The following is a 26423-nucleotide window of genomic DNA, read 5'->3' as shown; positions in this document are numbered from 1 at the left end:
AGTCGTTGACTCGGCGTGCTTGGAAGTGGTTACTTTCCGGTTCCACAATCAGCCAGAGAGGTGGGGACCTGTGGGGATGCGTTTCCCGAGACGAACGCGCGTGGGTGCGGCGGTGGCCGCCGCGGCGCTGGTGACCGGCCCGTTCGTGCCGGCCGCCCACGCGCAGCAGCAGGGCGGCACGGTGCTGCGCGTGGCGCTGGTGCAGGAGATCGACCACCTGAACCCGTTCCTCGCCTCGTTCGCCTCCAGCACGATGGTCGGCCGCATGACCTGGGAGTTCCTCACGCTGCCCTCGGCCGAGGACAACACCCCCGCGCCGGGCCTGGCCGAGTCCTGGTCCACCTCGCCGGACAAGCTGACCTGGACCTACCGGATCCGCGACGGCGTCAAGTGGTCCGACGGCAAGCCGGTCACCGCGCGGGACGCGGCCTACACGTTCACCCGGATCATGACCGACGAGAACGCGCAGGAGGCCAACGGCACCTACGTCGAGAACTTCGAGTCGGTCACCGCCCCCGACGACCGCACGCTGGTCATCAGGACCAAGACCCCGCAGGCCAGCATGACCGCGCTGGACGTGCCGATCGTGCCCGAGCACATCTGGGCGAACCAGGCGAACATGACCGACCCGGCCACCGACTCGGTGCCCGTGGTCGGGGTCGGCGACGGCCCGTTCCTGATCACCGAGTACCGGCCGAACGAGCTGGTCCGGCTCAAGGCCAACCCGGACTACTGGCGCGGCCGCGCCAAGATCGACGAGCTGCAGTTCATCAGCTACAAGAACTCCGAGGCCGCGGTCAACGCGCTGCGCAACGACGAGGTCGACTTCGTCAACCGGCTCACCTCGACCCAGTTCGACACGCTGAAGAACGCCGAGGACATCACCACCAACCAGGCGACCGGCCGCCGCTACCGCGAGCTGATCATCAACCACGGCGCCCAGACCCTGTCCCGCCAGCCGATCGGCGACGGCAACCCCGTCCTCAAGGACGTGCGGGTGCGGCAGGCCATCGCCCGCGCCCTGGACCCGCAGACCCTGGTGGACAAGGTGCTCGGCGGCTACGGCCAGCCCGGCGGCGGCATCGTGCCCGCCTCCTTCCCGGCCTACCACTGGGAGCCCTCGCCGGGCGAGCGCTACACCTTCGACCCGGCGGCCGCCAACGCCCAGCTCGACCAGGCCGGCTACCCGCGCGGCGCCGACGGCACCCGCATCGGCCCGGACGGCAAGCCGATCGAGCTGCGGCTGCTCGGCCGCGCCAGCGAGGACTTCGCCCAGCGCGCCTCCGACTACGTGGTCAGCTGGCTCGGCGCCATCGGCATCAAGGCCACCAAGCAGCTGGTCTCCGACAACGAGGTCGACGAGCGCACCAACGACGGCAACTACGACCTGGCCTTCTCCGGCTGGGGCACCAGCCCCGACCCGGACTACATCCTGTCCAAGCAGACCTGCGCCGCCCTGCCCGCCGTGGCCGGCAGCAGCAGTAGCACCGCGTTCTTCTGCGACCCCGAGTTCGACCGCCTCTACGCCGCCGAAAGCACCGAGTTCGACCCGGCCAAGCGTGCCGACCTGGTCAAGCAGGCCCAGGCCCGCTACTACAACCAGGTGCCCAGCATCGTGCTGGACTACGACAACGTGCTCGAGGCCTACCGGTCGGACAACTTCGCGAGCTTCACCAAGCAGCCCGCCGGCACCGGCCAGATCATGGAGCAGAGCGGCTACTGGGGCTTCTACGGCGCGACCCCGGCCGAAGGCGGCTCGTCCGCCGCCGGTGGCCTGTCCGCCGGCGCCTGGATCGCCATCGGCGCCGGGGTGGTGATCGCGCCGGCCATCGCGGGCACCGCCGCCGGGCGGCGCCGCAAGTCCGCCGACGACCAGGAGTAGGCGTGACGAACGCGGTCTCCACCGCCGCGGCGGAGCTCGACGAGCCCCGCCGCGGCACGGGCACGGCCCGGTTCCTGCTCGGCAAGCTCGGCGGCGCGATCGGCAGCCTGCTGCTCGTGGTCGCGCTGGGCTTCCTGCTGTTCCGGATGATCCCCGGCGACCCGGTCACCACCCTGACCCGGGACCGGCCGACCAGCCCGGACCAGCTGGCGCAGCTGCGGGAGCGGCTCGGCGTGAACAAACCGCTGTACCAGCAGTTCCTGGACCACCTGGGCGGGCTGCTGCGCGGCGACCTGGGCACCTCCTACGGCTACAACCGGCCGGTGAGCGCGCTGATCGGGGAGCGGATCGGCCCGACCCTGCTGCTCGTCGGCACCGCCACCGTGCTGGCCGTCGCGCTCGGGCTGTGGCTGGGCGTGCGGGCGGCGCGGCGGCGCGGCAGCCTGTTCGACCGCACCCACACCGGCATCGCGCTGACCCTGTGGTCGATGCCCCAGTTCTGGCTGGGCCTGCTGCTGCTCATCGCCACGCAGGGCGTGTTCCCCAGCGGCGGCATGCGTTCCCCGGACACCTCGCCGGAGTTCTTCCCGCAGCTGCTCGACGTCGCCCACCACCTCGCGCTGCCGTGCGTCACGCTGCTCGCGGTGATCTACGCCCAGTACATGCTGGTGATGCGCTCGTCGCTGCTGGGCGAGATGAACGCCGAATACCTCACCACCGCCCGCGCCAAGGGCCTGCGCGAGGACCTGGTGCGCCGCCGCCACGCGGTGCCCAACGCGCTGCTGCCCACGGTGACGCTGGTGTTCCTGCAGTTCGGCCTGGTGGTGTCCGGCACCGTCACGGTCGAGACGGTGTTCTCCTGGCCCGGGCTGGGACTGCTCACCTACGAGGCGCTGCGGGTGCCGGACCTGCCGCTGCTGCAAGGAGTCTTCGTGGTCATGGCCGGCTCGGTCATCGTGATGAACCTGATCGCCGAGGTGCTCTACCGCGTGCTCGACCCCCGGGTGCGTGCCCAGTGACCGCCCCGGCCGCGATCGCCTGGCAGCGCCGCCGTGCCGCGGCCGCCGCCGTGTGGCGCGAGTTCGCCGCCGACCGCGGCGGCCTGGCCGGCCTCGGCGTGCTCGTGCTGGTGGTGCTGCTGGCCGTGCTGGCGCCGGTGATCACCGACCCGGCCGGGCTGGACGTGGTCAACGCCGCCGGAAAGCCCTTGCAGCCGCCCAGCGGCGAGTTCCCGCTCGGCACCGACATCGACGGCCGCTCGGTCCTGCTGCTCACCCTGTGGGGCGCGCGGGTGTCGCTGCTGGTCGGGTTCGCCGCGACGATCCTGTCGGTGCTGATCGGCACGATCGTCGGCATCGCCGCCGCCCACTTCGGCGGCTGGGTCTCCGGCCTGCTGATGCGGTTCACCGACTTCTTCCTGGTGCTGCCCTCGCTGGTGCTGGCGATCGCGCTGTCCACCGTGCTGCCGCACGGCGTGCCGACGATCATCGTCGCGGTCGGCGTCACCTCCTGGCCCACCACGGCCCGGCTGGTGCGCGCGCAGACCCTGACCATCGAGTCCCGCCCCTACATCGAGCGGGCCCGCGCCCTGGGCGGCGGGCACCTGCACGTCATCGGCAAGCACGTGCTGCCCGGGGTGCTGCCGCTGGTGCTGGCCAACACCACCCTCGTGGTGGGCAACTCGATCATCGCCGAGTCCACGCTGTCCTTCCTCGGCCTCGGCGACCCCACCGCGCCGTCGTGGGGCCAGATGCTGCAACGCGCCCTGTCCTCGGGCGCGGTCACCGGCGGAGCGTGGTGGTACCTGATCCCGCCCGGCCTGGCGATCGTGGTGATCGTGCTGTCGTTCACCCTCGCCGGCCGCGCGCTGGAGACGGTGCTCAACCCGCGGCTGAAGGGGGAACACGCGTGAGCCTGCTGGAGATCAAGGACCTGCGCGTCTCCTACCGCGACGTCGACGCGGTGCGCGGTGTGAACCTGACGCTCGCGCCGGGGGAGACCCTCGGCGTGGCCGGGGAGTCCGGTTCGGGCAAGTCCACGGTCGCGATGAGCGTGCTGCGGCTGCTGCCCAGATCCGCGCGCGTCACCGGCGAGATCCTGCTCGACGGCGAGGACGTCACCACCATGCGCTGGGGACACCTGCGCGCGGTGCGCTGGGCCAAGGCGTCGGTGGTGTTCCAGGGCGCCATGCACGCGCTCAACCCGGTCCGCACTATCGGCGACCAGATCGCCGAGCCGATCCGGCTGCACGACCCGTCCGCGGCCGACGTGGACGCGCGGGTCGCGGAACTGCTCGAATCGGTGGACCTGCCCCCGTCCCGCGCCGGGGCGTATCCACACGAGCTGTCCGGCGGGCAGAAGCAGCGCGTGATGATCGCGATGGCCCTGGCCTGCCGCCCGCGCCTGATCATCGCCGACGAGCCGACCACCGCGCTCGACGTGATCGTGCAGGCCCAGGTGCTCGACCTGCTGAGCCGCCTGGTCGCCGAGCACGGCCTCGGGCTGGTCATGATCAGCCACGACCTGTCCGTGCTCGCCGCGACCTGCTCGCGCATCGCCGTGATGTACCGCGGCGAGATCGTCGAAGAAGGCCCGTCGCAGGAGGTGATGCGCACGCCGGAGCACGAGCACACCCGCGCGCTGGCGGCCGCGTTCCCCACCGTCGGCGACCCGGCCGCCCGGTTCGCGCCCGCGACCACCGCGCCGCTGCCGCCGGAACCGGACACCCCGCCCCCGCCGGACGTGCTGCTGGCCGCGGAGAACCTGCGGGTCACCTTCCGCGACCGCCGCGGTGCCCGCATCGACGCCGTCGCGGGGGTGGACCTGCAGGTGCGGCGCAACGAGATCGTCGCGCTGGTCGGCCAGTCCGGCTCCGGCAAGACGACCCTGGCCCGCACGCTGCTGGGGTTGCAGAAGCCCACCTCGGGCGTGGTCCGCTACGACGGTTCGCCCGTGCCCGCCTCGGGCGCCGCGCTCAAGGCCTACCGGCGGCACGTCCAGCTCGTGCTGCAGGACCCGGCCAGCGCGCTGAACCCGCGCCACACCGTCTACGAGGCGGTCGCCGAGGGACCGCGCATCCACCGCCTGCCCGGCGACGAGCGGCAGATCGTGACCGAGGCCCTGGAGGCCGCGGAACTGCGCCCGGCCGCGCACTTCCTGCACCGGCTGCCGCACGAGCTGTCCGGCGGGCAGCGGCAGCGCGTGGTGATCGCCGGCGCGCTCGCGCTACGGCCCGGGGTGCTCGTCGCCGACGAGCCGGTCGCGTCGCTGGACGCCTCGGTGCGCGGCGAGATCCTCGGGCTGCTGCTGCGGCTGCGGCGCGAACTCGGCCTGGCCGTGCTGGTCATCACCCACGACCTCGGGCTGGCGTGGAACATCGCCGACCGCGTGGCCGTGATGTACCGGGGCGAGCTGGTCGAGGTCGGCACCGTGGAGGAGGTCCTGCTCGACCCGAAGCACCAGTACACGCGCTCCCTGCTCGCGGCGCTGCCCGGCGGCACGACACGCGAGTCCTTACCGTCCTGAATGCCCGCAAGTCAAGGAAATGACGTTCCCGGCGGGAACCCGCAGGGGAACGGTGTGTAATCTCCGTGGACGAAATGGCGACCACCACTGACCCCGCTCCCGGGGCGCCCGCGCGGGCGCACCCGGCCGCGCGCGTGCGCGTGCCCTCGCGGTTCCCGTACCGCACGATCGCGATGGGCACCCTCGGCAGTCTCCTGCTCCTCATCGGCGCGCTCGGGGCCGGCGGCATCCTGATCCGCGACCCCGTCCTCGGGCACGGCCCGCTGTCCTGGGTCCGCTACGGGCACGGGCAGATGCTCGCCAACGCGGTGCTCTACGGCGGGTTCGCGCTCGTGGTGTGGGCGTGGGTCCGGCTGGGCCGCTACATGCTCGCCGGGCGCATCGGCAGCAGGCCGATCCTCGTCGCCGCCGCGTGCTGGATGGCGCCGCTGCTGATCTCGCCGCCGCTGTTCACCCGCGACGTGTTCTCCTACCTCGGGCAGGGCGCCCAGCTGCTGCACGGGCTCGACCCGTACGCGCACGGCCCGGCCGAGCTCGAGGTGCTGCGCGACGTCGTGCAGAACGTGCACCCGGTCTGGCAGACCACCCCGGCGCCCTACGGCCCGCTGTTCCTGCTGATCGCCAAGGGTGTCGTGGCGCTGACCGGCGACAACGTGATCGCCGGGGTCATCGTGACCCGCCTGGTGCTGCTGATCGGGCTGGCGATGATGCTGTGGGCGCTGCCGCGGCTGGTGCGTCACCTCGGCGGCAAGCTGCCGATCACCGTGTGGCTCGCGGTCGCCAGCCCGATGACCGTCATCCACCTCGTCGGCGGCCCGCACAACGACCTGCTGATGCTCGGCTTCCTCACCATCGGCGTGCTCGCCGCGCTGGAACGGAAGCACGCGGTCGCGATCGTGCTGGTCACCATCGGCATGCTGATCAAGCCGACCGCGGCGGTCGCGCTGCCGTTCCTGGTGTGGGTGTGGGCCAACCACCTGCCGCACCCCAGCCGGGTCCGCAACTTCTTCCAGGCCGGCGCGATCTCGGTCGGCCTGTTCGGGATCGTGTTCGTGGCCGGCACCTGGGTGTCGCTCGGCTCGTTCAACCTCGGCTGGGTCACCGGCCTGCAGGCGCCGACGCTGGTGACGAACTGGCTGAACTTCCCGACCGGGCTGGGGCAGCTGGCGCACACGCTGGTGAACGTGGTGATCACCGTGCCGGAGTCGCCGTTCGTGACGGTGGCGCGCGCGCTGGCGATGCTGACGCTGGCGGCGTTCATGGTGCAGCAGTGGTGGAAGGCCCGGAACGGCGGCAACGAGGCGATCTTCCGGATGGCGATGGCGCTGCAGGACGGCGCGATCCTCGCCCCGCCGACCCTGCCCTGGTACCTGACCTGGGGCTTCGTGATCGCCTCGGCGTTCCCGTGGCGGCGCAGGCACCTGGCGATCGTGGTCGCCGTGGCGTCGTTCCTGGTGCTGGCCTACTACCCGACGGGCGAGCAGGCCCTGTACGACTGGTGGTTCGTCGTGGTGGTCCTGGCGCTGTCGGTCTACGCGGCGGCGTCCCTGCTGCGCCCCGACCCGCTCGGCCTGGTCGGCGCGTGGCGCCGCCAGCCCGAGGTGCCGGACTTCGTCGCGAAGGGCTAGTGCCCGAGTTCGCCGGTGAGCGACATCGTGCCGCCGCCGTCGGAGGCGGCGCTCGACGCCTTCGCCGGGAGGAGAGCCGCGCCGAGCGGCCCCGCGGATCGCTGAAATTCTCACGATGCCGCCCATCGCGTCCCACCATCGAGCGGGTCAACCTCGCGGGGCACCACCCCGGGCCGAGTCGGACAAAGGTTATGTCCAGGTGATGGGCGTCGAAGGCGGGTGGGCGGTCGCCGCGGAATCCGTGGCGGTTGCGGTGCTCGATCTGGTCCGCGGGGTCGGGAGTGACCGCGCGGATGGCCCAGCGGCGCAGGTGGTTGCGGATGGTGCGGGAGTAGGCCTATCGCCGCACACTCGGTCGGGCTGGGTGCGGGGTCAGCCGCCGCCCAGCCGGTGGATCTTGGTGGCGGGCCACCACGGGAGCAGCCGGTGGCATGGTCAGCCGGCTCGATCCCGGATTTCGGGTAGTTCGAATCCAGCCCCGTGGTGGCGGGGATGGTGGTGGCGCGCATCCGGAAACGGCCGCCGGGCCTACCCGTCCGCGCCGGCGGAAAGTCCTCGATCAACGCTCACCGGTCATCCGACAGCACGCCCTAGTGCCCGAGTTCGCCGGTGAGCGACATCGTGCCGCCGCCGTCGGAGGCGGCGCTCGCGCTGCTCGTCAGCGGCTGCCCGTCGACCTCGATCGAGGCGGACAGGTCGTGCTCGCCCGCCGGCTGGATCAGCAGCTCCAGCTGCTGGGTCCCCTCGGCGGGCAGCGTGAAGGTCTTCGTCCACGGCGGGGTGATGCCGTCCTCCTGCACGGAGGTCTTCCCGTCGGCCTTGTACTTGATCCACGCGATCTGCCCGGTGCCGGTCACCTCGTAGACGATGGTGTGCGGCGTCTCCGGCTCGCTGGAGCAGGCCGCCGCCAGCACGAACACCGGCACCATCGCGGCCGCGCGCAAGGTTCTCATGCGCCGATCGTAGGGATCAGGTCACCGCGCCGGGGCCGGATTGGCCGGTTCCTGCCCAGCCGCTCCACCGCGTCACCCGGGTGATCACCACCGGGCCCTCCGGCGGCCGCTCCGCGTACTGCGGGTACTTCGCCACCAGCAGCGGCACCGGCCCGGGCTCCTCGACCGTCGCCGTGCCGTCGGCCCGCGCCCACCACAGCCGGGTCCAGTCCTCGTCGTACTCATCGGCGAGGAAGCTCACCGCGGGGTTGGCCGCGATGTTGGCCAGCCGCCGCAACGCGTGCGTCGACTTCGGCTTGTGGTCGACCGCGAACACGATCTCGTCCCCGGACACCGCGAACGTCACCGGCACCAGGTGCGGCAGCCCGTCCGCGGACACCGTCGCCAGCCGCGCCACCCGCGCCGCCGCGAAGCGCGCCCGCGCCTCCGCCGCATCAAGCCGCACCCGTCACCACCCGCAGCCCGGCCGTGTCCAGCACCGCCGAGACCCCGAGCGGCACGGTGAGCGACCCCTCGACGTGCCCGAACGGCACGCCCGCCAGCACCGGCACCCCCAGCGGCGCCAGCCGGTCCAGCATCAGCGCCCGCACATCCGCCGGATCACCACACCGCGTCCAGGTGCCCAGCACGATCCCGGCCACCCCGGCGAACCAGCCGGACCGCAGCAACTGGGTGAGCATCCGGTCCAGCCGGTACACCGGCTCGCTCACGTCCTCCAGCACCACGATCCCACCCGACGCGCCGCCCTGCTCCGGCGTGCCCACGCCGGCGGCGAGCAGGCTCAGGTTCCCGCCGGTCAACCGGCCCCGGGCGGTGCCCGGCACCAGCGCCTCGGTCCCGGGCAGCGTCACCGGTCCCGGCTCCAGCAACGCCCGCCGCAGGTGCTCGCCACCCGCCTCGTCCCAGTAGTCACCCGCGGGCATCGGCGAGAACAGCGTCGGCAGCCCCAGGTGCTCGTGGATCGCCGCGTGCAGGGCCGTCACGTCACTGGACCCGGCGAACACCGTCGGCCCGGCACCGCGCAGCGCGGGCCAGTCGAGCAGGTCCAGCATCCGCTGGGTGCCGTACCCGCCGCGCGCGGCGAGCACCACGTCCACCTCGGGGTCCAGCCACGCCTCGGTGAACAGCTTCGCCCGCGCCGCGTCGGTGTCGGCCAGGTACCGGAAGGGCCGGGACCCCGGCGTGACCAGGTTGTGCACGCGCAGTCCCCACGAGCCGAGCACCGCCAGCGCCCGCTCCAGCCGCTCCGGGGCGACCGGCCCGGCGGGCGCGACCAGGGCGACGGTCGTCACGAGCGCAGCTCCAGTTCCGGCATCCCGGGCGTGGGGAAGCCGAACACCTGCCCGTAGAAGGACAGCTCGGCCTCCAGCGCGGCGATCATCGTCTCCGCCTTGCGGAACCCGTGCTGCTCGCCCTCGAACGTCAGGTAGGCGTGCGGGATGCCGCTGCCGGCGAGCGCGGCCACGAACCGGTCGGCCTGCTCGGGCGGGCAGATCTGGTCCTCCAGCCCCTGCAGTAGCAGCACCGGCCCGGCCAGGCGGTCGGCGTGCCGCAGTGGGGACCGCTCGACGTAGCGTTCCCGGGTCTCCGGCAGCGGCCCGACCAGGCCGAGCACGTAGCGGGACTCGAAGTCGTGGGTCTCGCCGCCGTCGCCGGTCCACCCGGCCAGGTCGAGGATCGGGTACTTGATCGTCGCCGCCCGGTAGGTGGTCACGCTCGTCATCGACGCCGCCGAGGTGTAGCCGCCCGCGCTGCCGCCGGGCGCCGCGAGCCGCGCCGGATCGGCGGTGCCCTCGGCCGCCAGTGCTTCGGCGACGGCGGCGCAGTCCCGCACGTCGACCACGCCCCACTGTTCGCGCAGCCGTTCCCGGTAGGCGCGGCCGTAGCCGACCGAGCCGCCGTAGTTGACCGCGACGATCCCGATGCCGCGGCTGGTGAAGTAGGCGAAGTCCAGGTCGAGGTCGCCGGACACGCGGCCGGTGGGCCCGCCGTGGACGTGTACCAGGTAGGGCGGGCGTTCGCCGCCGGGGCCGGTGAAGCCGGGGTTGGTGGGCGGGTAGACGTAGGCCGGGATCGGCACACCGTCCGGGCTCAGGAACGTCCGCTCCCGCGGCACCGGCAGGTACTCCGCCGGCGGCAGCGGGTGGGTGGGCGCGGTCAGCTCGGTCACCGTGCCGCTGCCCAGGTCCACGTGCACGACGGCGCTCTCGTGGCGCGGTCCGGCGGCGATGCCCGCGACCCCGTTCCCGTGCCGGGCCAGCGTGGCCGTCCAGCTGGTCAGGTGCTCCGCGACCGGCGTGACCGTCCCGGCGTGCTCGTCGAGCACGGCCAGCCGCCCCGAGTCGAGCACCGCGTGACGGCCGCCGCCCAGCGGCACGAACCAGTTCGCCCCGATCTTCCACAGCGGCCCGCCCAGCTCGCGCTCGCCCGGGGCGAGCGCCACCGTCGTGCCGTCGAGCCCGATCCGGTGCAGGTTCCACCAGCCGTCCGGGTCCATCAGCGCGAGCAGCGTGCCCGCGTCCGCCCACTCCACCTGGCAGACCGACACGCCCGGCCCGCCGGCGAGGACCCGGTGCGGGCCGAACCCGCCGGGCCGCACCTCGGCCACGCACAGCTGCGTGGAGTCCCACGGCATGTCCGGGTGGTCCCAGCCCAGCCACACCGCGTGCCGCCCGTCCGGGGACAGCTGCGGCGCGGTCAGGAAGTGGTGGCTGGCCCCTAGTGACACGACCTCGCCGCCGGACAGCGACACCAGATCGCGGCGGATGTCGGTGCGCCGCGGCCCGGTGCTCGTCTCCCGCACCGCCCACACCGCACCGTCCGGGCCGGGACGCAGATCGCCGAACCGGACACCCTGCGGCATGTGCGGCTCCGGTGTGACCGGAACCACCTCGCCGCTGTCCAGGTCGCGCGCGTGGACCCGCTGGTCGTCCCAGTGGGTGAAGAACAGCGTCCGGCCGATCACCAGCCACGGCCGCCCGCCGTACTCGTGCACCCGGTTCCGCGCGTTCCACGGCGCGGGCAGCATCTCCTCCGCGCCGTCCTGACCAGCGCGGACCAGCGTCAGCCTGCCGCTCTCGGCGGGGCGGGCCTCGGCCCACCAGACGGTGCCGCCGACGACGTCGAGCCACTGCGCGCCATCGGCCGCAGCGGCGACGTCGGCGGCGGAGATGGGGGAGGTCCAGGTGCCGTACGGCGCGGTTTCAGCCACCGCCGCACTCTAACTAAGATGCAAGCGGGGGCGGCGGATGCCGATCATGAAACAGTGGCATAGGGTCGGGGGTGCCATGGCTCGTGTAATCCACGTCTTCCGCCAGCCCGACCGGTTCGTCGCAGGGACCGTCGGGGAACCGGGCGACCGCACTTTCTACCTGCAGGCCACCGAGGACGTCCGCACGGTGAGCGTGACGATCGAGAAGCAGCAGGTGCAGGTGCTCGCCGAACGCCTGTCCTCGCTGCTGGAGGAGATCGTCGCGCGCTTCGGCGCCGAGGTGCCCGAGACCGTGCCCGACGACCTCGTCGACGTCGATCCGCTCGAGGTGCCGGTCGAGGAGGAGTTCCGGGTCGGCACGATGGGCCTGGGCTGGGACGCCGAAACCAGCGCGGTCGTGATCGAGCTGCTCGCGATGACGGAGGGCGAGGTCGACGAGACCGTCGTGCTCGACGACACCGAGGAGGGCCCGGACGCGGTGCGCGTGTTCCTCAGCCCGGCCGCGGCGCGGGCGTTCGCCGAGCGCGCCGACCGGGTGGTGCGGGCCGGACGCAAGCCGTGCCCGCTGTGCGGCGAGCCGCTGGACCCGGAGGGCCACATCTGCCCGCGGCAGAACGGCTACCGGCGCAACACCGACCTGGCCGACGAGAGCTAGACGTGGCCCCACCGGTCGGCCCCGCCGATCCTCACGCCAGGGAGTTGCTGACCCGCGGCCGCCTGACCGTCGAAGGCCGCCTGGTCGACGCCTCCAACGTCACCCTGTTCTGCTCGGTGGAGCTGGACGGCCTCGCCGCGCAGGCGGTGTACAAGCCGGTGTCCGGGGAGCGGCCGCTGTGGGACTTCCCGGACGGCACGCTGGCCGGCCGCGACCACGCCACCACCCTGCTGTCCGAGGCGGCCGGGCTGGGCAGGGTGCCGCCGACCGTGCTGCGCGACGGGCCGTTCGGCGAGGGCATGGTGCAGCTGTGGGTGGAGACCGGCGACGAGGAGCTGATCGACGTCCGGTCCCCGAAGGACGTGCCGGACGACTGGCGCATCGTGCTGCACGCCCACGACCGGTCCGGGGAGCCCGCGGTGCTCGCGCACGCCGACCACCCGGGCATGCGGGACCTGGCGGTGCTGGACATCATCGCCAACAACACCGACCGCAAGGGCGGCCACGTCCTGGTCGGCACGGACGGCACCGTGTACGGCGTCGACCACGGCATCTGCCTGCACGCCGAGCCCAAGCTGCGCACGGTGCTGTGGGGCTGGGTGGGCGACCCGCTGCCCGGCGAGACCCTGGACAAGCTGCGCGCCCTCCCGGAGAAGATCCGCGGCGACCTGGGCGAGCAGCTCGCGCCGCACCTGACGAAGCTGGAGATCAGCGCGATCGCCGAACGCGCCGAGATGCTCGTGGCGACCGGCGTGTTCCCCGAACCCGGCGACGACTGGCGCGCCATCCCCTGGCCGCTGTTCTGACCGCAGCCACCAATCCGGTGACCGCCCTCACCCGAATTCGTGACGGGCCGGTGCGTGAGCTTCCGCCCTGCCCGGTGTCTGGGCTACTGAAGCGAGTGTGAACCCGGGGAGGCTGTGCATGGGCGGGACGCGGTGACGGCCGGGACCCACCTCGGCGAGGTCCTGGACGACCCGACGCTGGTCGCGCGGGCGCGCGACGGTGACGTGCGCGCCTACGAGGAGCTGGTGCGCCGCTACCAGGGCCGCATGTACCGGCTGGCGCTGCGGATGCTGGGCAGCGCCGGGGACGCCGAGGACGTGGTGCAGGAGGTGTTCCTGACCGTGTGGCGGCGGCTGGAGCAGCTCGCCGACGACCGGGCGTTCGTCGGCTGGCTCTACCGGTCGGTCACGAACCGGTGCCTCAACGTCATCCGCGCCCGCCGTCCGGTCACCGACGTCGACCCGGACGACACCGAGACCCGCCGCGGCGACGCCCGGCCCGAGCGCGCCGCCGAGGTGAGCGCCCAGATGGCCGCCCTGACCACCGCGCTGGCCGGGCTGACGCCGGAGCAGCGGGCCTGCTGGCTGCTGCGCGAGGTGCACGGCCGGTCCTACGAGGAGATCGCGGAGGCCGTGTCGACCTCGCCCACCGCGGTCCGCGGGCGCATCGCGCGAGCCCGTGCGCAACTGGCGGAGGTGATGCAGCCATGGCGCTAGACCAGACCACCCACGACCTGCCCTGCGGCCGGTCGCTGGAGGACGTGTGGGACCGCCTCGACGCGGTCACCGACCACGACCTGACCTGCCCGCACTGCTCGACCGCGCGCGGCAGCCTGCTCGCCCTGCGGGAGGCGACCCGCGAGCTGGCGGCGGAGGAGACCGAGCCCTCGCGGGACCTGACCGAGCGGATCATGTCCGCGGTCCGCGCCGACGTGCGGCGCCACCGCGGCATGGTGCCGCTGTCCGCGCCGGAGCCCGGCACGCTCGAGGTGAGCGAGCAGGCGGTCGCGGCCGTGCTGCGGTTCGCCGCCGACGAGATGGACGGCGTCCGCGCCCGCCGCTGCCGGGTCACCACGGCCGGGCTGGACGCCGACGGGCGGACGCGGATCGAGGCCGAGCTGACGATCGCCATCGCCTACCGCGACGACCTCGCCGACGTGCTGACGCGGCTGCGGGACCGGGTCGGCGCCGCGTGCTCGTCCGGGATCGGGGTGCGGCTGGTGCGGCTGGATCTGACGGTCGACGACTTCTACGACCGGTGAGAGGGGGAACTGGTGCACGTCGAGTGGATCGTCGAGGACGCTGTGGTGGCGTCGGTGGCCGCGCACGCCGCGCGGTCGGTGCCGGGCGTGGCCCGGCTGGAGCCGGGTGTGGCGGGGCTGGTGCGCGGCTGGGGCCGCACCCGGTGGCAGCAGGTCAAGGGGCTCACGCCGGCGCCCGCGGACGGGGTGAGCGTCCGGCGCGCCGGGGACGACGTCGAGGTGTGGGTGGGCATCGCCACCCGCGCCGGGGCGCAGGCGGCCGCGGTCGCCAGGGCGGTGCAGCGCGAGGTGCGCGCCCGGCTGACCAGGGACACCGGGGTGCGGCCCGGTCAGGTGTCGGTGACCGTGCTGGACATCGAACGATGACCCCGCGCGCCGAGCGGGTCGAGGCGATCCTGACCGCGTTGTCCGAAGTGGACGGCCTGCGCCCGGCCGCGCCGGCGGTGCGGCCGGTGGCGTCGTGGAACCCGGCCGCGCTGGCGGTCGACCTGACCCCGGAACTCGTGCGGGTGCGCCTGGTCGCCACCGCGCTGCCGCTGCCGCCGCGGCTGCGGCTGGCCGGGGACGCGGTGGCGAAGGCCCTGGTGGGAAGTGCGTACGCGGACGCGGACATCCGGCTCGTGGTGACCGATGTGGACGGATCCGCGTTCGGCGCGTGACGTTGCCGTCGCAGCGGTGTCGGAGAAGTGGGAACACCAACCGGAAAGGGGACGAACGATGAGCAGTGGAACCGAGGAGAAGGCCACCGCGGTGCGCAAGGCGCCGGAGAGCTCGCTGGTGACCAGCCAGGGCACCACCACGATCGCGAGCACGGTGGTGCAGAAGATCGCCGGGCTGGCGGCGCGGGAGATCCCGGGCGTGTACGACCTGGGCGGCGGCGCGGCGCGGGCGTTCAACGCGCTGCGCGAGCGCATCCCGGGCGCCAGCGGCAGCGTCGGCCAGGGCGTGTCGGTCGAGGTCGGGGAGAAGCAGGCCGCGGTGGACCTGCAGATCGTGGTCGAGTACGGGGTGTCCATCGCCGACCTGGCGCAGGCGGTGCGGGCCAACGCGATCGGCGCGATCGAGCAGATGACCGGCCTGGAGGTCGTCGAGGTCAACATCACCGTCAACGACGTCCACCTGCCCGGCGACGACGAGCCGGGCGACGGCGCGGCCGCGCGGGTGCAGTGACATGAACGCCACGATCGCCGGTCTGCTGACCGGGCTCGTGCTCGGCCTGGCGGCCGCGTTCGGCGGGTTCGGGGCGTTCCTGATCGTCGCCGTGCTGGGCGGGCTGGGCCTGCTGGCGGGCCGGGTGCTGGACGGCAAGCTCGACCTGTCCCAGTTGACCGGCCGCGAGCGGAGGTGAGCCGGTGACCGTCGAAGCGCCGGAGCGGCGCGGCACCACGGTCGTGGCCGACCGGGCGGTGCAGCGCATCGCCGAGCAGGTGATCAGCGGGATGGAGGGCGTGGGCGGGTCCGCCCGCCGGGTGCTCGGGGTCGCCCTGGGCACCGGCGATCCGGAGCAGCCGGCCAACGTCACCGCGCGGGTGCGGGACGGCCGGGTCAGCCTGGCCGTGGAACTCTCGGTCGGCTACCCGGCCCCGATCGCCCGCACCACGCGGGCGGCGCGGGAACGGCTGGTCCGGAAGGTCGGCGAGCTGACCGGGCTGGTCGTGGAGCGGGTGGACATCACGGTGACCGCCCTGCACAGCGACCGGTCGCGGGAGAGGAGCGTGGCATGATCCGCCGGTCCCGGCGCAGCCTCGCGGCCACGCTGGTGGCACTGGCCGGGCTGATCGCGTGTGCGCTGGTGGCGACCAGCGCGGTGCAGCTCCTGCTGGGTGAGCGGCCGGTGCTGGACTACGACGCCGTCGCCGCCCGGCTGCACGCCACCCGCTGGGAAGCGCTTCCCGTGGCGATCGGCGGGGGCGTGCTGGCCGCGGTGGGACTGGTGGTGCTGCTGGCGGCGGTCCTGTCCGGCCGCGCGCTCGTGCTGCCCCTGTCGGGGGGAGGCAGCGCGCCCGTCAAGGCCGGCGCGAGCCGCCGCAGCATCACCGGCAGCCTGCGCTCGGCGGCCGAGTCGGCCGACGGGGTGGAGGCGGCGAAGGTGCGGCTGAGGTGGCGCAGCGTCACCGCGAAGGTGCGTGGCAGCCGGCTGGCCGCGGACGACGTGGCCACCCAGGTGCGGCGGGCGATGGAGGACCAGCTGGACCGCATCGCCCCGGCCCGGCGGCCGCGGGTGAAGGTGCGCGTGAGGAGCACGGCATGACCAGCCTGAACCGTCCCGCCCGGCTCAACCGGGCCCTGCTCGCGCTGACCGGGCTCGTCCTGCTCGCCGCGGGCGGGTTCGCCCTGGCCACCTCGCTCGGCTGGCTGCGGCTGCTCGGCCGCGACCAGCCGCTGGTGCCGGGCGACGACCGGCCCGCGACGTGGGTGCTGTACGTGACCGTGGTCGTCGCGGTGGTGCTGGGGCTGCTGTTCCTGCGGTGGCTGGCCGCGCAGGTGATGCGCCGCCCGAAGACGCAGACCTGGCGGCTGGAGGACGATCCGGCCCGTGGCGTCACGAAGCTGGCGGCGGACGCGGCGGTCGCGCCGTTCGAGTCGGAGATCGCGGCGTACCCGCAGGTGCGCTCGGCGGACGCGACGCTGTCCGGCACGCCGGACCGGCCCACGCTGCTGGTGACGGTGACCGCCGAGCCGGGCACGGACCTGACGGCACTGCGGGAGCACATCGTCACCGACGGCGTGGCGCGGTTGCGGCAGGCGCTGGACCTGACGGAGCTGCCGACGGTGATCGAGTTCCGCATCGCCGCCGAGGCGGCCGCGCGGGTGATCTAGGCGATCGCCGCGGGTTGCTGGGCGTCGTAGGCGTGGCGGGCCGCGGCGATCTCGACCCGGTACTTCTCCGCCCACGACGTCAGGCTGAGCAGCGTCTGATGCAGCTCGCGCGCCATGTCGGTGAGCGTGTACTCCACGCGCGGCGGCACCGTGGGGTACACGGTGCGCACCAGCAGCCCGTCGCGCTCCAGCTTGCGCAGCGTCAGCGTCAGCATGCGGCGGCTGATGCCCTCCACCTCGCGCTCCAGCTCGGTGAAGCGGACCGGGCCGTGCGCGGCGGTGACCAGGATGCCGATCGCCCACTTGCCGGCGACGTGATCGAGGACCTCGACGATCGGGCACGCCTCGGTGACCGGGGAAGCGGTGTCAGCAGCCATACCCCGATGGTTCCACGTCCGCCCCTCGGTTACCACCCGTTCTCCATGGGGATCGTGACCCGCATCACAGCACCACCGGCGGGACCAGGAGTGGTACATCGGTGTTCCTCTGGCACAGGGAACTGCCTTCTTCCGGCCACGGTTACGGGCTCACATGATGGCCCCAGTAACAAATCGTGCCCCTTTGGAGGTCAAGGCCATGTCCCTCGATCAGCCCGCAGGACGGTCGCGGTGGCTCGCGCTCGCCGTGCTGTCCGCGCAGACGCTGATGATCGTGCTCGACCAGACGATCGTGAACGTCGCCCTGCCCGCCATCCGCGACGACCTCGGCTTCACGCCGTCGAACCTGTCCTGGGTCATCAACGCCTACCTGATCCCCTTCGGCGGGCTGCTGCTGCTCGCCGGGCGCCGCTGTCGCGTGGCCGGCCGCCGCCGCGTCTTCCTCGCCGGGATGGTCGTGTTCACGCTGGCCTCGCTGCTGGCCGGGCTCGCCTGGAACCCGGAAACCCTGATGGCCGCGCGGTTCCTGCAGGGCGCCGGCGGCGCCGCCTCGACCGCGGTCGCGCTGGGCATGGTCGTCCGGCTGTTCCCGGAACCGGCGGAACGCGCGAAGGCGCTGGGCACGTTCAGCTTCGTGCAGGCCGCGGGCGGCTCGATCGGCAGCATCGCCGGCGGTGTGCTCACCCAGGCGCTGAGCTGGCACTGGATCTTCCTGATCAACCTGCCGATCGGCCTGGTCGCCGGTGCGGTCGCGGTGCGGGTACTGGAGAACGACCGCGGCCTCGGGCTGCGCGCCGGCGCCGACTGGCTGGGCGCCGCGCTGGTGACCGCCGCGCTGATGCTCGGCGTCTACACCATCGTCGAGGTGGAGTCCCACGGCTGGGCCTCGGCGCACACGCTCGGCTTCGGCGCCCTGTCGCTGGTGCTGCTGGCCGCGTTCGGCGTCCGCCAGGCCCGCACCCGGGACCCGCTGCTGCCGCTGCGGATCTTCGCCTCGCGTGGCCTGTCCGGCGCGAACCTGACGATGGCGCTGCTGGTGTCGGCGATGTTCGGGTTCCAGTTCCTGGTCGTGCTCTACATGCGGCAGGTGCTGGGCCTGAGCGCGCAGGCGACCGGGCTGGCGATGGTCCCGATCGCGGGATCGATCGCGGTGGTGTCGCTGGTGGTCTCGCCGCGGCTGTCCACCCGCTTCGGCGACTACAAGGTGCTGCTGGCCGGGCTGGCGCTGATCGGCGCCGGGCTCGCCTGGCTGGCCCGGGTGCCCGCCGACGGCGGCTACGCCACCGACGTGCTCGGGCCGACCGTGGCGATGGGCGTCGGGTTCGGCCTGGCCATGCCCGCGCTGATGGGACTGGGCATGCGCGACGCCGCCGCCGAGGACACCGGCCTGGCCTCCGGCCTGTTCAACACCACACAGCAGGTGGCGGGCGCGCTGGGGCTGTCGGTGCTGGCGGTGCTCGCCGCGACCCGCACCGAGTCGCTGACCGGGGTGCGCCCGGAGGAGGCGCTCACCTCCGGCTACCACCTCGCCTTCTGGGTGGGCACCGGTCTCGTGGCGGCCGCCTTCGCCGCGGCCGCGCTGATGCTGCGCCCCGGCGTGGCGGCGCGACGAACCGGTGAATCCGGCGCTACCGTCGCGGATCGTGCGCTCCCACAGCTATGACGACATCCTCGCCGGCCCGCGCAGACGCAAGATCCCCGAGGTCGTGGCGGAGCGCGGGCTGGTGGTCGAGGAACCGGGAAGCGGTTTCTGCGGCGCGGTGGTCCGGTTCGAGCACGGGAACGTGGTGCTGGAGGACCGCCACGGCCGCCACCGCGTGTTCCCCCTGGCACCCGCCGGGTTCCTGCTCGAAGGCAAGCCGGTGACGCTGGTACGGCCGAAGGCCGCGCCGCCGTCACCGGCTTCGGCGCGTTCGGCGTCGGGGTCGGTGAAGGTGCGGGGGCTGCGGGCCCGCACCGCGCGCGACTCGCGCATCTGGGTCGAGGGCAAGCACGACGCCGAACTCGTGGAACGCGTGTGGGGGCACGACCTGCGCGTCGAGGGCGTCGTCGTGGAGCCGCTGGACGGCGTGGACGTGCTGGCCGAAGCGATCGAGGAGTTCGGCACCGGTCCCGGGCGGCGGCTGGGTGTCCTGGTCGACCACCTGGTGCCGGGCAGCAAGGAATCCCGCCTGGTGAACGCGATCCGCGACCAGCACGTGCTGGTCACCGGCCACCCCTACGTCGACGTGTGGCAGGCGGTGAAGCCGTCCGCGGTCGGCATCCGCCAGTGGCCCTCGGTGCCGCGCGGCACGCCGTGGAAGGAGGGCGTGTGCGCGGCGCTGGGCTGGGGCGAGACCTACGAGGGCTGGCAGCGCGTGCTGGCCGCGGTGAGCAGCTACCGCGACCTGGAGACGCCGCTGATCGGCGCCGTCGAGCGGCTGATCGACTTCGTGACCGACCCGGAAGGCTGAATCCGGCAGGTCACACCGAGATCACTTCGGGTCGTCCGCTGGTCGCGAGCGGTCACTTTCTGCCACGATGGGCGCATGACACCGGCGCTCGTCTGGCTGATCGTCGCCATCGTCCTGATGGCCGCCGAAGTGCTGTCCGGCGACTTCTTCCTGCTGATGCTCGGCCTCGGCGCGTTGTTCGGGGCCGGCGCGGCCCTGATCACCGGCAACATCGTCATCGACGCGGTCGTGTTCGCGGTCGCGTCCGGGGCGCTGATCCTCCTGGCCCGGCCCGCGCTCAAGCGCCGGTTCCTGACCGGGACGGGTCACCGCACCAACACCGAGGCCCTGATCGGCGCCAGGGCCGTGGTCGTGTCCGTTGTGGACGGCGACTCCGGGCGTGTCAAGCTGGCCGGCGACGTGTGGTCCGCACGGTCCGTCGCCGACGGTCAGCGAATCGAACCCGGCACGACCGTGACCGTGGTAGAGATAGCGGGCGCCACGGCCGTGGTGGCGCCCGAGCCGTAACCACAACCCACATACCGGGAGAGCGATCTTGGGAACCGCAGCGATCATTGTTGTCGCGGTCATCGCCCTGTTCGTGATCGTGACGATCGCGAAGGCGATCATGGTGGTCCCGCAGGCCCAGGCCGCGGTGATCGAGCGGCTGGGCAGATTCAAGTCGGTCGCCTCGCCCGGCCTGAACTTCCTGGTGCCGTTCCTGGACAAGGTGCGGGCCCGCATCGACCTGCGCGAGCAGGTCGTGTCGTTCCCGCCGCAGCCGGTGATCACCGAGGACAACCTGACGGTGTCGATCGACACGGTCGTCTACTTCCAGGTGACCGACGCGCGCGCCGCGGTGTACGAGATCTCCAACTACATCGTCGGTGTCGAGCAGCTGACCACCACGACGCTGCGCAACGTGGTCGGCGGCATGACGCTGGAGCAGGCGCTGACCTCCCGCGACCAGATCAACAACCAGCTGCGTGGCGTGCTCGACGACGCCACCGGCCGGTGGGGCATCCGGGTGGCGCGGGTCGAGCTGAAGGCGATCGACCCGCCGCCGTCCATCCAGGACTCGATGGAGAAGCAGATGCGCGCCGACCGGGAGAAGCGCGCGATGATCCTCAACGCCGAAGGTCAGCGGGAAGCGCAGATCAAGACCGCGGAGGGGCAGAAGCAGTCGCAGATCCTCGCGGCGGAGGGCGCCAAGCAGGCCACGATCATGGCGGCCGAGGCGGAGCGGCAGTCGCGGATCCTGCGGGCGCAGGGTGAACGCGCGGCCCGGTACCTGCAGGCGCAGGGCCAGGCCAAGGCGATCGAGAAGGTGTTCGCGGCGGTGAAGGCGGGCAAGCCGACGCCGGAGGTGCTGGCTTACCAGTACCTGCAGACGCTGCCGCAGATGGCGCAGGGCGACGCGAACAAGGTGTGGCTGGTGCCCAGCGACTACGGCAACGCGCTGCAGCAGTTCGCCCGCGCGTTCGCCAAGCAGGACGCCGACGGCGTGTTCCGGTACGAGCCGGCCGAGAACGACGGCGCCGAGCCGCCCACCCTGGACGACGAGGAGGTCGCCAGCTGGTTCGACACCTCCACGGACCCGCGGATCGCCGAGGCGGTGCGCGAGGCTGAGGCGGTGGCGCGCCAGGAGGTGCCCGGGCCGCTGTCGCACCAGCCGCAGCCGCCGGCTCCGCAGGCGACCAGCGCGCTGCGCGGCACCCCGGTGACCGAGGAGGCGCAGGAGGCCCCGGCGGCCGAACCGCCCGTCCAGCCGGAACCGCCCGCGCTGTCCCCGCCGACGACGCCGCAGTTCCCCGCGGCCGGCGGACAGCAGGGCCAGCTGCCGACCCGCAGCCCGGGCCAGCACTACGGCACCCCGCCACGGCCCCCGTACCCGCCGCAGCAGCCGCCACCCGCGGCGCCGCAGCAGTAGGCGCTTTCCGAGGGGCCGCACCGGATCCGGTGCGGCCCCTTTCGCTTCTCGGTCGCGGCCGGGGTGCGCATCCCCACCAGGACGGCGGGCACGGACAGGGAACCGATGAGCTGGCGGGTGCTGTGGCAGGCCCGCGCGGGTGCCGCCGTGCGCGGGCGAGCCGGGGCGGGCCGGGCGAGGTTGTGCAGGTAGTCCCGCTGGTCGTCGGTCAGTTCCAGCGCCCTGGCCAGCGGCTCGAGGACCGCCTCCGACGCCTGGTGGCTCTGCCCTTGTTCCAGTCGCGTGTAGCAGGTGACGCTCACGCCCGCGAGCTGGGCCAGTTCCTCCCGGCGGAGCCCGGGAACGCGCCGCGCCCCGTACGAGGCGATCCCGACGTCTGTGGGACCGGCGGGGTCGCGCTCTTCGGCCTGCAGATCGCCGCGGCGCACGGTGCCGAGGTCATCGTCGTCTCCGGCGACGACGCCAAGCTCGCCCGCGCCGAGGACCTGGGCGCCACCCACGGGGTCAACCGGCTCATCCGGGGACTGGGTGGAGGCCGTGTACGAACTCACCCGGGATCGCGGAGCCGACCACATCCTGGAGACCGTCGGCTGCCACCACCTCGCCCGCTCGATCGAGGCAGCCGCGGTCGGCGGGCACATTTCCCTGATCGCCATCCTGGACGGCTACGAGATCTCCGGCCCGTCGCCCACCTGGGGCGCAAGAAGCTGCGCATCGACGGCCTGCAGGCCGGGTATCGGCGGGCGCTGGAGGGCCTCGTCCGCGCGGCCGATCACCTCGCGCTCCGCCCCGTGATCGCGGCCGAGTACGCCCTGTCCGATCTCCCGTCCGCGCTCGCCCACCTCGACCGCGGCGCCTTCGCCGCGGTCGAGGTCCGCACCGCCTGATCCGCCTACCCGGCTGCGGCCGACGGCGTGCGGAACGCCTCCCGGTAGGCGCTGGGCGTCGTGCCGATCGTGCGCGTGAAGTGGCGTCGCAGGGTGGCCGCGGTGCCCGTGCCGACCCGCGCGGCGATGTGCTCCAGCGGCGCGTCGGTGTCCTCCAGGAGGCGTTGCGCCTGCCGGATCCGTTCCAGGTGCAGCCAGTGCAGCGGCGTCAGGCCGGTCGTCGCGCGGAACAGCCGCGTCAGGTGGCGGGGGCTGACGTGGAACCGCGCGGCGAGGGTCGCCACCGTGATCGGCTGGTGGAGGTTCGCGCGCGCCCAGTCCAGCAGCGTGCCCAGGCCGTGCCCGTCCGCGGCGGGCACCGGCGTCTCGATGTACTGGGCCTGGCCGCCCTGCCGGTGCGGGGGAGCGACCAGCCGCCGCGCGACCGCGTTGGCCACCTCGGACCCGAGGTCGCAGCGCAGCATGTGCAGGCACAGGTCGAGCCCGGCGGCCTTGCCCGCCGACGTCAGGATCTGCCCGTTGTCGACGTAGAGCACGTCGGCCACGACCTCGACCGCGGGAAACTCGCGCGCCAGGCGCCCGGCGTGCAACCAGTGCGTGGTGGCCCGCAGCCCGTCGAGCAGGCCGGCCTCGGCGAGCGTGAACGCCCCCGTGCAGATCGACGCGATCCGCGCGCCGTTGCGGTGCGCCTCCCGCAGCAGCGACGCCAGCGCGGGCGACGACGGGGCGGAGGAGTCCTGCAGCGGCGGCACGATCACGGTGTCGAGATCCACCAGGCCCTCCAGCGGGGCGGTGCCGGACCCGCTGACCTGGAGCCAGCCGTCACCGACGTGCGCCCCGGACTCGGCGCACACCACGAACTCGTACCACGGATCGTGCACCTCCGGTCGCGGCGTGCCGAAGACCGAACACGGCGCCCCCAGCTCGAACAGCGAGGTGCCCTCGACGACCACGACGCCCACCCTGGTCATGTCCCAAACTGTACGGCACGTGTCGTTCGGGACGCTCGTGCGCGGACGGCGGCTCGGAAACGATCACCGGCATGACGAAATCCACCACCGCGGCGACCCCGCGTTCCACCGCCGCTCCCGGCGCGGGCGGCCGGGCCTGGCTGGTGGCCGCCTTCGCGATGACGGCCGTCGGCTGGGGCGCCAACCAGTTCGCGCCGCTGCTGTCGCTCTACGAGACCCCGCGGCGGGGTCAGCACCGCCCAGGCGCAGGGCATGTTCGTGCTCTACGCGGTCGGGCTGGTGCCGGGCCTGCTGTTCGGCGGGCCGCTGTCGGACCGGCGCGGGCGGCGGCACATGATGCTCTGGGCACTGGCGCTGTCGGCGGCCGCCAGCGTCGTGCTCGCGGCCGGCGCCTGGTCCACCGCGGTGCTGTACCCGGGCCGGCTGATCGCCGGGGTGGCCAGTGGCGCGGCGTTCAGCTGCGGCACCGCCTGGCTCGGTGAGCTCAGCGCGGGCGCCGCCGGGCGGGTTCCCCGCCGCGCCGCGGTCGCGATGACCTCGGGGTTCGGTCTCGGGCCGCTGGCCGCCGGGCTGCTCGCCCAGTACGCGCCGGCGCCGCTGGTGGCGGTGTACGTGCCGCACATCCTGCTCGCGGTGGCCGCGCTGGTCCTGGCCTGGCGGACTCCGCCGGGCGTCCCCGCGGCTGCCGGCGCGGCGGGCGCGCGGCGGTGCACGCCCGCGTGGCGGCACCGCCGGTTCCTGCTGGTCGTCCTGCCGGTGGCGCCGTGGGTGTTCCTCACGGCCGCGGTCGCGCTGGCCACGCTGCCCGGCAGCGTCGGCGACCTGCTGGGCGATCACGTCATGCTCTTCAGCGGGCTGGTCACGCCGTTGCCCGCGCTGGCCGGTGTGCTGGTCCAGCCGCTCGCCCGCCGTCTGCACGACCGGTCGCGCCTGCTGACCCTCTCCTCGCTCGCCGTGGTGGTGGCCGGTCTGCTGATCGGCGCGGCCGCCGTGGGCACGTCGTCGATCGCGCTCGTCGTGGCCGGCGCGCTGGTGCTCGGCGCCGCCTACGGCGCGCTGATGGTCAGCGGCCTGACCGAGATCCAGCGGCTCGCCGAGCCCGAGCACCTCGGCCGCACGGTCGCGATCTACCAGGCGGCGACCTACGTGGGGTACCTCAGCCCGTTCTTCATCGCGCTGCTGGCCCGGGTCGTCGCGCTGCCGCACATCCTGATCGCCCTGGCCGTGCTCGCGGCGTTGACGGCGCTCTGGACCGGGGCGATCACCCGCACGGAGCCCCGATGACCCCGCCGCCACCCGCCGAGGGGCTGCCCACGCACCTGGGGATCGAACTCGTCGGCGCCTCCGCCGGCCGCACCACCCAGGTGTGGGACGCGACCGTCACGGCCGGCGGCGCCGGCGCCCGGTCGCCCATTTCCGCTGCACCCAGCTGCTGATGACGACGGCGCGGCGGGCGGATGCGACCCTGGACCCATGAACGAAGAGCCCGGGCCCGCCACGCAGCGGCGCCGCCTCTTGTGGGGTTCCGTGCTGGCGACCGTCGTGGCACTGGCGATCCTCGTGCCCGGTCTGATCGGCGCGCTGGGGGCGCGGTCGAACTGGCTGCCCTACGGGATCGCCCTCGCGGTGCTGGCCGCGATCGGCTGGTACCAGTGGCTCAGCGGCGGTAGACCGCGTCGTCGGTGATGTCGGCCCGGGAGCGGTCCTTCAGCAGCGCCACGCAGACGATCGTGACCACCGCCGAGAGCACGACGTAGGCCGCGATCGAGTACGGCGTGCCGGTGGCGTGCAGCAGCCAGGTCGCCAGCAGCGGCGCCGGGCCGCCCGCGAACACCGACGCCAGCTGGTAGCCCAGCCCGGCCCCGCCGTAGCGCAGGTGCGTCGGGAAGCTCTCGCCGATCAGCGCGGCCTGCGGACCGTACTGCATGGCGTGCGGGATCATCGACACCACGATCGCGACGAAGATCAGTACCTCGCCGCCGTTCTTCAGCACCGCGAAGTACGGGAACGCCAGCACCCCGGTCAGCACCGCCCCGGTCAGGTACACCCGTTTGCGGCCGAACCGGTCCGACAGCTGGGAGAACCACAGGATCAGCGCCAGCTCCATCGCCGCGCCGAGCAGGACGGCGTTGAGCACGAACGTCTTCGAGTAGCCGTGCTCGGCGACCACGTACACCAGGACGTAGCTGGTGTAGAGGTAGAACGGCATCTGCTCGGAGAACCGCAGCCCGGCCGAGAGCAGGATCTCCCGCCAGTGGTGTTTCACCGCGTCGGCCACCGGGCTGCGGGAGGTCCGCCGCTGCGCCACGACCTGGGCGAACATCGGGGTCTCCAGGATGCGCAGCCGGATCAGCAGCCCGACGGCGACGAGCAGCAGGCTGGCCAGGAACGGCAGCCGCCAGCCCCACGAGTCGAACGCCTCCTCCGACAGCACCGCGGACAGCAGGGTCATGCCGCCGGTGCCGAGCACGAGCCCGACCGGCACCCCGATCTGCGCGAAACTGCCCAGCAGCCCGCGTTTGCGCTGGTCGCCCCATTCCATGGCGAGCAGCACCGAGCCGCTCCACTCGCCGCCGATCGCGATGCCCTGGATCAGCCGCAGCGTCACCAGGATCAGCGGCGCCGCGACCCCGATGGTCGCCGCGCCGGGCAGCACGCCGACCACCCCGGAGGCGATGCCCATCATCAGCAGCGTGACCACGAGCGTGGTCTTGCGGCCGATCCGGTCGCCCCAGTACCCGAAGATCGCCGCGCCGATCGGCCGTGCCGCGAAGCCGACCGCGTAGGTGGCGAAGGACTGCATCGCCCCGGCGTAGCTCGACGAAGCGGGGAAGAACAGCTGCGGGAAGATCAGCGCCGCGGCCGTGTTGTAGAGGAAGAAGTCGTACCACTCGATGGTGGTGCCGATCGCGCTGGCGAAGGCCGCGCGCCGCACCTGGGTGGACTTCTGGCTGGTCTGCGCCTGGAGAACGGTGTCCGCTTCGTCGCGTCCGAGAACCATGCCGCCGAGCCTCCTGTGATCGGCTTCACTTCCCGGTGAACGATCCCTCACAGGAGTGACGATGTCCAGATCCGGAGGGCGAATCACCACCCGTTGTCCGGTTC

32 protein-coding genes and 1 pseudogene are annotated in these 26423 nt (G+C 73.2%); 25 read left to right on the top strand and 8 right to left on the bottom strand.

All coding sequences use genetic code 11. The annotated features are described in order from the left end of the window. Positions 1–100: 100 nt before the first annotated feature. The 5 genes from D0D28_RS00815 to mptB all read left to right on the top strand — a co-directional run bounded on the left by D0D28_RS00815 (position 101) and on the right by mptB (position 7035). A complete protein-coding gene (locus tag D0D28_RS00815; protein WP_116109244.1) occupies positions 101–1882 on the top strand; it encodes an ABC transporter substrate-binding protein in 1782 nt (593 codons plus the stop codon). Positions 1883–1884: 2 nt separating this feature from the next. Then, positions 1885–2901 (top strand): ABC transporter permease, encoded by a 1017-nt coding sequence (locus tag D0D28_RS00810; RefSeq protein ID WP_116109242.1) that lies wholly within the window; start codon positions 1885–1887, stop codon positions 2899–2901. Then, positions 2898–3794, top strand: a complete 897-nt coding sequence (locus D0D28_RS00805; protein WP_094003020.1) for an ABC transporter permease — start codon at positions 2898–2900, stop codon at positions 3792–3794. The genes D0D28_RS00810 and D0D28_RS00805 overlap by 4 nt, the downstream gene beginning before the upstream one ends. Continuing rightward, entirely contained in the window at positions 3791–5407 is a 1617-nt protein-coding gene (locus D0D28_RS00800; protein WP_116109239.1) for a dipeptide ABC transporter ATP-binding protein, read from the top strand. The genes D0D28_RS00805 and D0D28_RS00800 overlap by 4 nt, the downstream gene beginning before the upstream one ends. Before the next feature lie 74 nt (positions 5408–5481). Continuing rightward, a complete protein-coding gene (gene mptB / locus D0D28_RS00795) occupies positions 5482–7035 on the top strand; it encodes a polyprenol phosphomannose-dependent alpha 1,6 mannosyltransferase MptB (RefSeq protein ID WP_116109361.1) in 1554 nt (517 codons plus the stop codon). A gap of 590 nt (positions 7036–7625) precedes the next feature. Here mptB and D0D28_RS00790 read toward each other — a convergent pair. The 4 genes from D0D28_RS00790 to D0D28_RS00775 are packed head-to-tail and all read right to left on the bottom strand — an operon-like array spanning position 7626 to position 11199. Next, positions 7626–7988, bottom strand: coding sequence for a hypothetical protein (locus D0D28_RS00790; protein WP_143266126.1), 363 nt, complete (start codon positions 7986–7988; stop codon positions 7626–7628). A gap of 16 nt (positions 7989–8004) precedes the next feature. After that, entirely contained in the window at positions 8005–8433 is a 429-nt protein-coding gene (locus D0D28_RS00785; protein ID WP_094003017.1) for a TIGR03668 family PPOX class F420-dependent oxidoreductase, read from the bottom strand. Further along, complete coding sequence (locus D0D28_RS00780) at positions 8423–9280, bottom strand: S66 peptidase family protein (RefSeq protein WP_116109237.1); 858 nt, start codon at positions 9278–9280, stop codon at positions 8423–8425. Before D0D28_RS00780 ends, D0D28_RS00785 begins: the two co-directional genes overlap by 11 nt. Further along, on the bottom strand, positions 9277–11199 hold the full coding sequence (locus D0D28_RS00775) for a prolyl oligopeptidase family serine peptidase (RefSeq protein WP_116109235.1): 1923 nt from the start codon (positions 11197–11199) through the stop codon (positions 9277–9279). Before D0D28_RS00775 ends, D0D28_RS00780 begins: the two co-directional genes overlap by 4 nt. A gap of 76 nt (positions 11200–11275) precedes the next feature. Here D0D28_RS00775 and D0D28_RS00770 point away from each other — a divergent pair, with 76 nt between their 5' ends. The 11 genes from D0D28_RS00770 to D0D28_RS00725 all read left to right on the top strand — a co-directional run bounded on the left by D0D28_RS00770 (position 11276) and on the right by D0D28_RS00725 (position 16721). After that, positions 11276–11854, top strand: coding sequence for a DUF3090 domain-containing protein (locus D0D28_RS00770; protein ID WP_020417938.1), 579 nt, complete (start codon positions 11276–11278; stop codon positions 11852–11854). Positions 11855–11856: 2 nt separating this feature from the next. Beyond that, positions 11857–12660 (top strand): SCO1664 family protein, encoded by an 804-nt coding sequence (locus tag D0D28_RS00765; protein WP_346009470.1) that lies wholly within the window; start codon positions 11857–11859, stop codon positions 12658–12660. 132 nt (positions 12661–12792) lie between these two features. Continuing rightward, positions 12793–13356 (top strand): RNA polymerase sigma factor, encoded by a 564-nt coding sequence (locus tag D0D28_RS00760; RefSeq protein ID WP_094003013.1) that lies wholly within the window; start codon positions 12793–12795, stop codon positions 13354–13356. Further along, positions 13347–13901 (top strand): Asp23/Gls24 family envelope stress response protein, encoded by a 555-nt coding sequence (locus tag D0D28_RS00755; protein WP_116109230.1) that lies wholly within the window; start codon positions 13347–13349, stop codon positions 13899–13901. Before D0D28_RS00760 ends, D0D28_RS00755 begins: the two co-directional genes overlap by 10 nt. A 12-nt stretch (positions 13902–13913) precedes the next feature. Further along, positions 13914–14267, top strand: coding sequence for an Asp23/Gls24 family envelope stress response protein (locus D0D28_RS00750; RefSeq protein ID WP_094003011.1), 354 nt, complete (start codon positions 13914–13916; stop codon positions 14265–14267). Then, positions 14264–14560, top strand: a complete 297-nt coding sequence (locus D0D28_RS00745) for a hypothetical protein (RefSeq protein WP_094003010.1) — start codon at positions 14264–14266, stop codon at positions 14558–14560. The genes D0D28_RS00750 and D0D28_RS00745 overlap by 4 nt, the downstream gene beginning before the upstream one ends. Before the next feature lie 58 nt (positions 14561–14618). Then, positions 14619–15071: an Asp23/Gls24 family envelope stress response protein gene (locus tag D0D28_RS00740; protein ID WP_116109228.1), complete on the top strand. Its 453-nt coding sequence runs from the start codon at positions 14619–14621 to the stop codon at positions 15069–15071. Between the two features lies 1 nt (position 15072). After that, a complete protein-coding gene (locus D0D28_RS35965) occupies positions 15073–15249 on the top strand; it encodes a hypothetical protein (RefSeq protein WP_094003008.1) in 177 nt (58 codons plus the stop codon). A 4-nt stretch (positions 15250–15253) separates the two neighbouring features. Then, complete coding sequence (locus D0D28_RS00735) at positions 15254–15625, top strand: Asp23/Gls24 family envelope stress response protein (RefSeq protein WP_116109225.1); 372 nt, start codon at positions 15254–15256, stop codon at positions 15623–15625. Then, positions 15622–16152: a DUF6286 domain-containing protein gene (locus D0D28_RS00730; RefSeq protein ID WP_116109223.1), complete on the top strand. Its 531-nt coding sequence runs from the start codon at positions 15622–15624 to the stop codon at positions 16150–16152. The genes D0D28_RS00735 and D0D28_RS00730 overlap by 4 nt, the downstream gene beginning before the upstream one ends. After that, a complete protein-coding gene (locus tag D0D28_RS00725) occupies positions 16149–16721 on the top strand; it encodes an alkaline shock response membrane anchor protein AmaP (protein WP_116109220.1) in 573 nt (190 codons plus the stop codon). The genes D0D28_RS00730 and D0D28_RS00725 overlap by 4 nt, the downstream gene beginning before the upstream one ends. Here the strand turns inward: D0D28_RS00725 and D0D28_RS00720 are convergent. Beyond that, on the bottom strand, positions 16718–17098 hold the full coding sequence (locus D0D28_RS00720; protein WP_116109217.1) for a winged helix-turn-helix transcriptional regulator: 381 nt from the start codon (positions 17096–17098) through the stop codon (positions 16718–16720). The genes D0D28_RS00725 and D0D28_RS00720 overlap by 4 nt on opposite strands. Positions 17099–17297: 199 nt before the next feature. Between D0D28_RS00720 and D0D28_RS00715 the strand changes: the two genes are divergently transcribed. The 4 genes from D0D28_RS00715 to D0D28_RS00700 all read left to right on the top strand — a co-directional run bounded on the left by D0D28_RS00715 (position 17298) and on the right by D0D28_RS00700 (position 21460). Further along, complete coding sequence (locus D0D28_RS00715) at positions 17298–18761, top strand: DHA2 family efflux MFS transporter permease subunit (protein ID WP_116109358.1); 1464 nt, start codon at positions 17298–17300, stop codon at positions 18759–18761. Continuing rightward, on the top strand, positions 18742–19551 hold the full coding sequence (locus D0D28_RS00710; RefSeq protein ID WP_094003003.1) for a DUF3097 domain-containing protein: 810 nt from the start codon (positions 18742–18744) through the stop codon (positions 19549–19551). The genes D0D28_RS00715 and D0D28_RS00710 overlap by 20 nt, the downstream gene beginning before the upstream one ends. Before the next feature lie 75 nt (positions 19552–19626). Further along, on the top strand, positions 19627–20058 hold the full coding sequence (locus D0D28_RS00705) for an NfeD family protein (RefSeq protein ID WP_094003002.1): 432 nt from the start codon (positions 19627–19629) through the stop codon (positions 20056–20058). 28 nt (positions 20059–20086) lie between these two features. Further along, positions 20087–21460 carry an SPFH domain-containing protein gene (locus D0D28_RS00700; protein ID WP_116109214.1) on the top strand — a complete coding sequence of 458 codons (1374 nt, stop codon included), beginning with the start codon at positions 20087–20089 and terminating at the stop codon, positions 21458–21460. Here the strand turns inward: D0D28_RS00700 and D0D28_RS35960 are convergent. Continuing rightward, complete coding sequence (locus tag D0D28_RS35960) at positions 21394–21888, bottom strand: helix-turn-helix domain-containing protein (RefSeq protein WP_205413153.1); 495 nt, start codon at positions 21886–21888, stop codon at positions 21394–21396. The genes D0D28_RS00700 and D0D28_RS35960 overlap by 67 nt on opposite strands. Between D0D28_RS35960 and D0D28_RS37540 the strand changes: the two are divergent. Continuing rightward, positions 21868–21915, top strand: a pseudogene (locus D0D28_RS37540) (hypothetical protein); the annotation flags it as partial. The gene D0D28_RS35960 and the pseudogene D0D28_RS37540 sit on opposite strands and share 21 nt — an antisense overlap. Before the next feature lie 82 nt (positions 21916–21997). After that, the gene (locus D0D28_RS35955) at positions 21998–22255 is read left to right on the top strand and encodes a hypothetical protein (protein WP_158224378.1); all 258 of its coding nucleotides are present in this window, start codon (positions 21998–22000) and stop codon (positions 22253–22255) included. 97 nt (positions 22256–22352) lie between these two features. On the opposite strand, the gene D0D28_RS00690 is transcribed toward D0D28_RS35955, so the two are convergent. Beyond that, positions 22353–23318 carry a helix-turn-helix domain-containing protein gene (locus D0D28_RS00690; RefSeq protein ID WP_094002999.1) on the bottom strand — a complete coding sequence of 322 codons (966 nt, stop codon included), beginning with the start codon at positions 23316–23318 and terminating at the stop codon, positions 22353–22355. Positions 23319–23570: 252 nt separating this feature from the next. Between D0D28_RS00690 and D0D28_RS00685 the strand changes: the two genes are divergently transcribed. From D0D28_RS00685 to D0D28_RS00680, 3 genes are read left to right on the top strand one after another with little or no spacing between them, the layout of a single operon-like run. Then, entirely contained in the window at positions 23571–24602 is a 1032-nt protein-coding gene (locus D0D28_RS00685; protein WP_116109212.1) for an MFS transporter, read from the top strand. Continuing rightward, complete coding sequence (locus D0D28_RS35440; protein WP_158224377.1) at positions 24599–24754, top strand: hypothetical protein; 156 nt, start codon at positions 24599–24601, stop codon at positions 24752–24754. The genes D0D28_RS00685 and D0D28_RS35440 overlap by 4 nt, the downstream gene beginning before the upstream one ends. A gap of 37 nt (positions 24755–24791) precedes the next feature. Then, positions 24792–25004, top strand: coding sequence for a hypothetical protein (locus tag D0D28_RS00680; RefSeq protein ID WP_094002997.1), 213 nt, complete (start codon positions 24792–24794; stop codon positions 25002–25004). Here the strand turns inward: D0D28_RS00680 and D0D28_RS00675 are convergent. Further along, positions 24976–26319 (bottom strand): MFS transporter, encoded by a 1344-nt coding sequence (locus D0D28_RS00675; protein WP_205413152.1) that lies wholly within the window; start codon positions 26317–26319, stop codon positions 24976–24978. The two genes, D0D28_RS00680 and D0D28_RS00675, sit on opposite strands and share 29 nt — an antisense overlap. Between the last annotated feature and the right edge of the window lie 104 nt (positions 26320–26423).

It is taken from the genome of Amycolatopsis ruanii (assembly GCF_003385175.1).
GTDB lineage: Bacteria > Actinomycetota > Actinomycetes > Mycobacteriales > Pseudonocardiaceae > Amycolatopsis_E > Amycolatopsis_E thermalba.
The sequence above is the reverse complement of the archived record's forward strand: the minus strand, read 5'-3'. Positions and strand labels throughout refer to the sequence as shown.